Source organism: Shewanella sp. 0m-6, assembly GCF_052977325.1.
The window spans coordinates 1-7130 of sequence record NZ_JBRIMD010000053.1 but is presented as its reverse complement, the minus strand read 5'-3'; the positions used below and the strand labels follow the sequence as shown (position 1 = coordinate 7130).

The following is a 7130-nucleotide window of genomic DNA, read 5'->3' as shown; positions in this document are numbered from 1 at the left end:
AGATCCTGAAAACCAGGCCGGTGAAGTCATTGAGGCCGGCGTACAGCCTGGCGGTAATACCACGGAAAATGGGATTGTCATGGTTGCCGGGGATTTAGATGCCATCGATCCCGATACCGGAGATACTGACAATCTCACCTGGTCATTTACACCTCAACCGAGTGACTACGGTACATTCAGTATCGATCCCGACACCGGTACTTGGCAGTATCTGCTCAATGAGAGCGACGCCGATGACAGCCTGGTTAACCAGTTAGCCTATGGCGAAAGCAGAACCGAGATCTACACTGTTGTTGTGACTGATACCAATGGTCTTACAGACACCCAGCAAGTCACCATCACCATTACTGGTACCAACGATATTCCTGAGCTCAGTGCAACCCAATCTGGCACTGTGACTGAGGATATGATTGATGTCGCCCCCGATAGATTGGTGGCCACCGGCATCCTGACTGCAACCGATGTCGATAACAATGACGTACTCAGCCTCGACAGCAGTTATAACGACGATATCAATTGGCAAAATGGCGCCAATGCAACGCTATCAGCCCAACAAATCAGCGATATTATCGCCAGCTTTAGCCTGGATAACGATGATATGGGCTGGACCTACGATATCGATAACGACCTGCTTAATTTCTTAGCCGAAGGCGATGTGATCACCCTAAGTTTTGATGTCACTGTAACTGACAGTAACGGTGCCTTTGATACTGAAACAGTGACCATTACCATTAACGGTAGTAACGACGGCCCAACGGCTAATACCGATACCCATGTGGTCAATGAAGCTATTAATGATGGAATAACAGCGGCTATTGTAGGTGAAGTAATTGCTGGTATGGACCACGGCGGCGGCTTTGCCGATGTAGCCGACAGCGATCCCGAGAACCAAGTGCTTAATGTGGTAAAAGTCGAGAACTTCGACGGTGATGTTATCGGTAACGGCGATACCGCTATCGGTAACAATATCGTTCTGGTCGGGGAGTTTGGTACCCTGACTATTTCCTCCGATGGTAGCTATAGCTATCAGCTCGATGACAGTAATCCTGTGATTAATGAATTAGATGACGGTGAAACAGAAACTGACAGCTTTAGCTACTGGATTGAGGACGCCGATAACCAGCAAGCCATGGCGATCCTCACTATTACCATTAATGGTGCAAAAACTCCTGATGCCCCTATAGTCACAATCGTCGATGATAATAATCCCGACGAAGGTATATTATCATTACAAGAGATTGGAAATGATGATGTACAGCTTTCAACAAGCATCGATCATGATGAGCTCATCGATGGAGGTTTTGTCACATTAACCATCACCAACGATGGTGTTGAGTCAACCCTAACACTGACCTGGAACAGTAACACTGACTCTCTTGATATATCTGGAACACAAAACACCCAATCAGGTTTTGCTTACGATGCTAATACCGGAGTAGTCACTTGGACTGAAAGTGCACCAGACTCCACTGGCGATAGCATTACTGTAACTGCAACCCAAACTGATTTTGCAGGGAATGAATCAGCAGAAAGTACAGATACCGCTTTAATTGATCTCAGAGATTATGAATTTATAGTAGGCGGCCCAGGTGATGATGCTATTGATGGCGATAACCAACACCAAATTGTCATTAGTGATACAACCGCTGTGCAACCAGGTGAGAACTATAACCTTGCTTTTATTATCGATACTTCAGGAAGTATGGGAGAACCAGCAGTAAGTACAGCCGCCGACCAGCTTGAAATTGTTTTTAATCTACTATTGGATAGCCTCAATGATCCAGACAACACAGATCCTGGTACTGTAAATGTATTACTCATTGAGTTTGATACAGGTTTACAGCAGAGCATCTCAGTTAATCTTGCAGATCCAGGAGCCATTGATACTCTTCAAGATGCACTTGATGCTTTAAGCAATGGCGGTTGGACAAACTATCAATCGGCATTCAACGCTACTAGTGATTGGTTCGAGAGCGCTCCGGTTGTTGCCAACGCAGGTTCAAATATTACCTACTTCATTACCGATGGTCGACCAACAAGACCGGGTAACGAAGCTAACGCTTATAGCGTGGCTGTGACAGCCTTCAACGAGTTAAACGGATTATCTTTTGTTCAAGCGATTGGCTTAGGTGCAAATATTGACACCGACATTCTTGATGACTTTGATAGCTTAGGAGCGCCACTCAATAACGTGGATGTTGATGATTTAGCAGACGCAATTTTATCAACGGATCTATTACCAGGCAGTGATACTGTTAATGGTAGCGGAGGCAATGACATATTATTCGGCGACCTAGTTGAATTTGACTCATTACCAGGTTTACAAGCCGCCGATGCAATCACTCAGTATGTTGCAGATCAAACGGGTGAATTATTAGCCGACGTATCAGTTAACGACGCACATATTTATATCAGGGAAAATTATGACGAATTTGATGTCTCAAGAGCTGATGATCTGGGAGACATTCTAAACGGTCAGGGTGGTGATGATATTATTTTTGGACAGGGTGGCACTGATACCCTTCGCGGAGGGGCTGGGAATGACATACTTCTTGGCGGTAATGGCGATGACACCTTAGTTGGTGGAACTGGACGAGACTTGCTTTCTGGTGGCGAGGGTAGCGATGATCTTTACGGTGGTTCTATGGCAACGCCTGATGATGGCGAGAGTGACTACTTTGTATGGAATGCAGATTCTGCCGATGCAAATAACACCATTGATAATGTGTATGGCTTCAACACACAATTTGACGTATTAGTTCTATCAGACATACTCATCGGTGAGAATTACGGTAATTTAGAAGACTATTTGTCTTTTGATTTTACAGGACCAAACACTACAATCATCGTCGATGCCAATGGTTCTGCACCTGGTAGTGACGGGGTCAGCATTATTTTAAACGGAGTAGAATTAGAAGCTATTTATGGCAGTAATAGCGATACGGATGTAATTGCAGGCTTACTCAACGATAGTGCTTTATTAATCGATCCTAATACGACACCATTTATTCCACCTTATGATCAAGTCGATGACGGATTAAATCTGCCGTAATTATCAGTCAAAAGTAGCAATCCATCGATTCGATTACCGATGAATGAAAAAAGGCCACTATATCTAGTGGCCTTTTTAATATTTAGTTCTAATTCCATTTTTGCAGTCCAACATTCCCTCCAAAAACAACAACCATAAAGCGCCAAGAAATTGACCTTAAGCAATCATTTATATAACATCACACGATTAGAGGTTACTTTTAAGTACTCAGTTACAACAAACTTGTTTTTGCAGGGAGCAGGGCAATGAAATCGATAATCACAACACAAGCTGGACACATCCAAAACATCAATGGCATTGTTACCGCTACTATTAATGGTAGTGTTCAGCAACTTAGTGAAGGTGAATTAGTTCCTGCTGGAACTAATATATCGATTGCTGAAGATGGTTTTGTCGACATACTATTAGATGATGGCAGCTCACTTTCATCCTCATCAGAAGAAAATAGCGAATTACTAAACACTCCTTCAACGCCTTCGAATAGTTCCCCCTCAGCTGAAGACGAAGCCCTAAGTGAAATCGAAGCAATCCAAGCGCTTATCGCTTCAGGAGAAGATCCTACAGACGGCCCAGACACTGCCGCAGGTAACCAAGCTGGTAACGAGGGTGGCTCTAGTCATGTATCTATTGCTCGCGGCGGATCAGAAACGATTGCGAATGCAGGCCATGATACAGCAGGACAACAAGACTTCCCTTTTGTTGCAAGCCTATCTTTAAATAATACCAATGATGATGCTAACGCCGACTCTGGAATAGATAACACAATTCAAATTGCCCAATTCACTGATAACTTTGTCAATGGCGTAGCCTATACGACATCATCGGGTCTTAGCGGTTTTACTGGTGATGCAGGTTCTGATGGCTCATTTACTTATCGTGAAGGCGATACCATTACTTTCACCATAGGTAATGTCACCATCGCAGCTTTTGGCGCTGATGCGATTCAAGGCACAATCTTATTCCTGCAAGATATCGCAGGCACTTCACTTGCTGATAGTAATCTCAACTATGTAGAAAATATGGCTATTTTTCTACAAGCTTTGGATAACGATCTTAGTGATGGAACTGATGACGGCATCCTACAAACGAATAGCTTACTCAACCTAGATGCTAGCTATGATTCAAATATCAATATCTCGACTGCAATACACGAACTATTAAGCAGTTATATTGATCCGACAACTGGCGAACCATTAAATATTGCCACAGCAGGTAAAGAGATGCTGTCGCAAGTCCTTGCACTGCTTGGGATTGAGTTTACTCGCGATTCAGAACGCTCTCCTGACGAGCAAAACGTTTTCGAAAGCTTAGCCATGGGTCACGTTGCCGACACCATTGAAGACTTAGCAGGGGACCGCGCCCCGGATGCTGCAGATGAAAGAACCGTTGACGTACTTGAAGTGCCTGGCGGTCTAGTTACATATAACTATAACGAGCTAGATGGACAAATTACATTTTCGGCAGAAGATTTACTTAAAGGCGCCACAGCACATCAAGTTATTAGCGATAACCTAGTCGTTAAAAATGTGCGCTTAAGTGCTGACTTTGAAGATATTGGTACCCTGGTTGATTTAGGTGATGGGAACTACGCCATCATCCTAAACGAAGGCGTAGATCAATATGATCTGGAAGGGTTAACACTCGACTATCGTGTTGAGGATTGGACAGCCTTTAGAGAAGTCACCTCTTCAACTCAAGATCAATTCAAGTCACACTTATCGGCTGACATTCCAGATGTTTCTGAAGGTGACGGATACAATGAGTTTACACTCAACAGTGAGCTCGTATTTGAAGAGGACTCCCTCTTAGAAATCACCTTTACCAGTGAACTTCTTAGCGAGCAATTAGGTATTCCAATTGCCGAGTATGCCGATGATTATACGGTTCCGATCGAATACTCAAATGATGGCGGATTGACTTGGCAGACGATGATGGTCACCTCTATCGATTATAGTGGCAGTATCCCCCGCCCTATTTTTGGTTTTGAGTTATCTGCAGGCAATAGCAGCGTAATGATCCGTGTACCAATTTTCGATGACGCTAAAATTGAACCTACCGAGTACTTCAGAGCGACCGTCACAGGTGAGAATGTATATGACGAGCTATTAGACTTCGCGATTTTTGATAACGATGCCGCTGGCAGCGATTTGCCTCTGATTAACATAGACTACGCAATCGCAGTTGAAGGCATGGAAAATGCGGTATTTACGCTAACCTTAAGTGAGCCAAGCGACGAAACTATTACCGTAAGTTATTCTAGTGAAGAGCTATCGGCACTCTTTGGTGAAGACTTTATCGCAGTCTCAGGCACTGTTACCTTCCTACCTGGACAAACAACGGCATTTATTACTGTGCCAATTGTCGATGATCTCATTGTAGAAAATCCAAACCCTGAGTTTGCGCTTATCAATTTGTTCGATCCTACCAATGCTCAACTAGCCGACTCACAAGGTACATTACGTATTTTCGATAACGATAGCCCGATAAATGCGGATGTCAGCATCGACCTTGACCCGATCACTGGCGATAATCTAGTCACCAATGACGAAGGGCAACAAAGCATTACCATTACCGGTACAGTCAACGCAGATGCTGCAATCACCATAGGCATCATCGTCATTACGATAAATGGTACCAATTACCAAACCTTAATGAACGAAGATGGTAGCTTCTCAATAACAGTAGAAGGCTCAGAACTATTACTAGATGCTGACACCGTCGTTGATGCTGTTGTGCATGGCTTTGGCCATAATGGCGAACGTGGCCAAGCATCGACGACTGAAGATTACGATTTAATGAGTATCGTCCAAGATGATGTTCAAGTTATTGATGAAGACAGTGTAGCTACGGGTAACGTACTCGATAACGACTCAGACCTAGATGATGACCTAACAGTCGCCTCTTTTGAGGTCGAAGATCAAGAATACACAGCAGGAAGCAAGGCTGAAGTTGAAGGTGGCGAACTCGTCATCAATGAAGATGGCTCTTACACCTTCACGCCTAATGACAACTGGAACGGCAGCGTACCAGTCATCACCTACACAACAAATACGGGTGAGAGCGCAATACTGACACTTGAAGTGACGCCAGTCATTGATGGAGCACCGCAAGTAACCATAGCTACAGATGCAAATAATGATGCATTTATCAACTTTGATGAACTTGCTGAAGCATCAACTATAGATATCACTATCGACTTAACCAGCACGGGTGCGATTGCCGGAGACACACTCACTGTTAATGATGTCGATATCATTCTTACTCAAGCTCAAATTGATGAAAATTCGGTAGACCTGACTTTACCTTCCCCTGGGGAAGGTAATGAAATAATCGTTACAGCGACAGTTACAGATCAAGCTGGTAATACCTCTGCACCAGGTTCCGATTCAGCAGTTATTGACACTCTTGCAGAAACGAGCATAGACCTTAACCAGATAGTGATAGGCACAGATAACGTCATAAATGGTGATGAAGCCATTGGTACAGTTACCCTCAGCGGAACTGTAGGTGGTATTGCACAAGTTGGTGATACTATTACCCTCACCTTAGATGGCAATACTATCATTACCACGACTGTCATTGAGTTAAATGATAGTGTTCTTGGATTTAGCACCACTGTCGATGCAGGCATTCTAGTAGATGGTGAAACAACAACTGTTACTGCCAGCGTCACCAGCACCGACTTAGCAGGCAACAGCGCCACCGCGACCGATACCGAGGATTATGACGTCGATACGACTGCGCCGGTCAACTTGGCCATTGCCCTTGATGAGAACATCACCGCAGATGACATCATCAACGCACAAGAATCAGGTGAGCAAATCGCCGTTGCCGGTGTGGTGACCGGTGAATTTAATGATGGCGACACCGTGACCCTGACGATCAACACTGTTGAATATCAAGGCACTGTGAATGCACAAGGTCAATTCAGTATCTTGGTTGAAGGCAGCGACTTAGCCGCTGACGCTGATCAAACTATCAATGCCAGCGTCACCAGCACCGACTTAGCAGGCAACAGCGCCACCGCGACCGATACCGAAGATTATGACGTCGATACGACTGCGCCGGTCAACTTGGC

2 protein-coding genes are annotated in these 7130 nt (G+C 44.5%); both read left to right on the top strand.

The features are described 5' to 3' along the window. Positions 1-3052, top strand: a 3052-nt coding sequence (locus ACVBJC_RS20120) for a VCBS domain-containing protein (protein WP_447162687.1), incomplete at its 5' end; no start/stop codon positions are given. A 245-nt stretch (positions 3053-3297) separates the two neighbouring features. After that, on the top strand, positions 3298-7130 hold a 3833-nt coding region (locus ACVBJC_RS20115), incomplete at its 3' end, for a retention module-containing protein (RefSeq protein ID WP_447170516.1).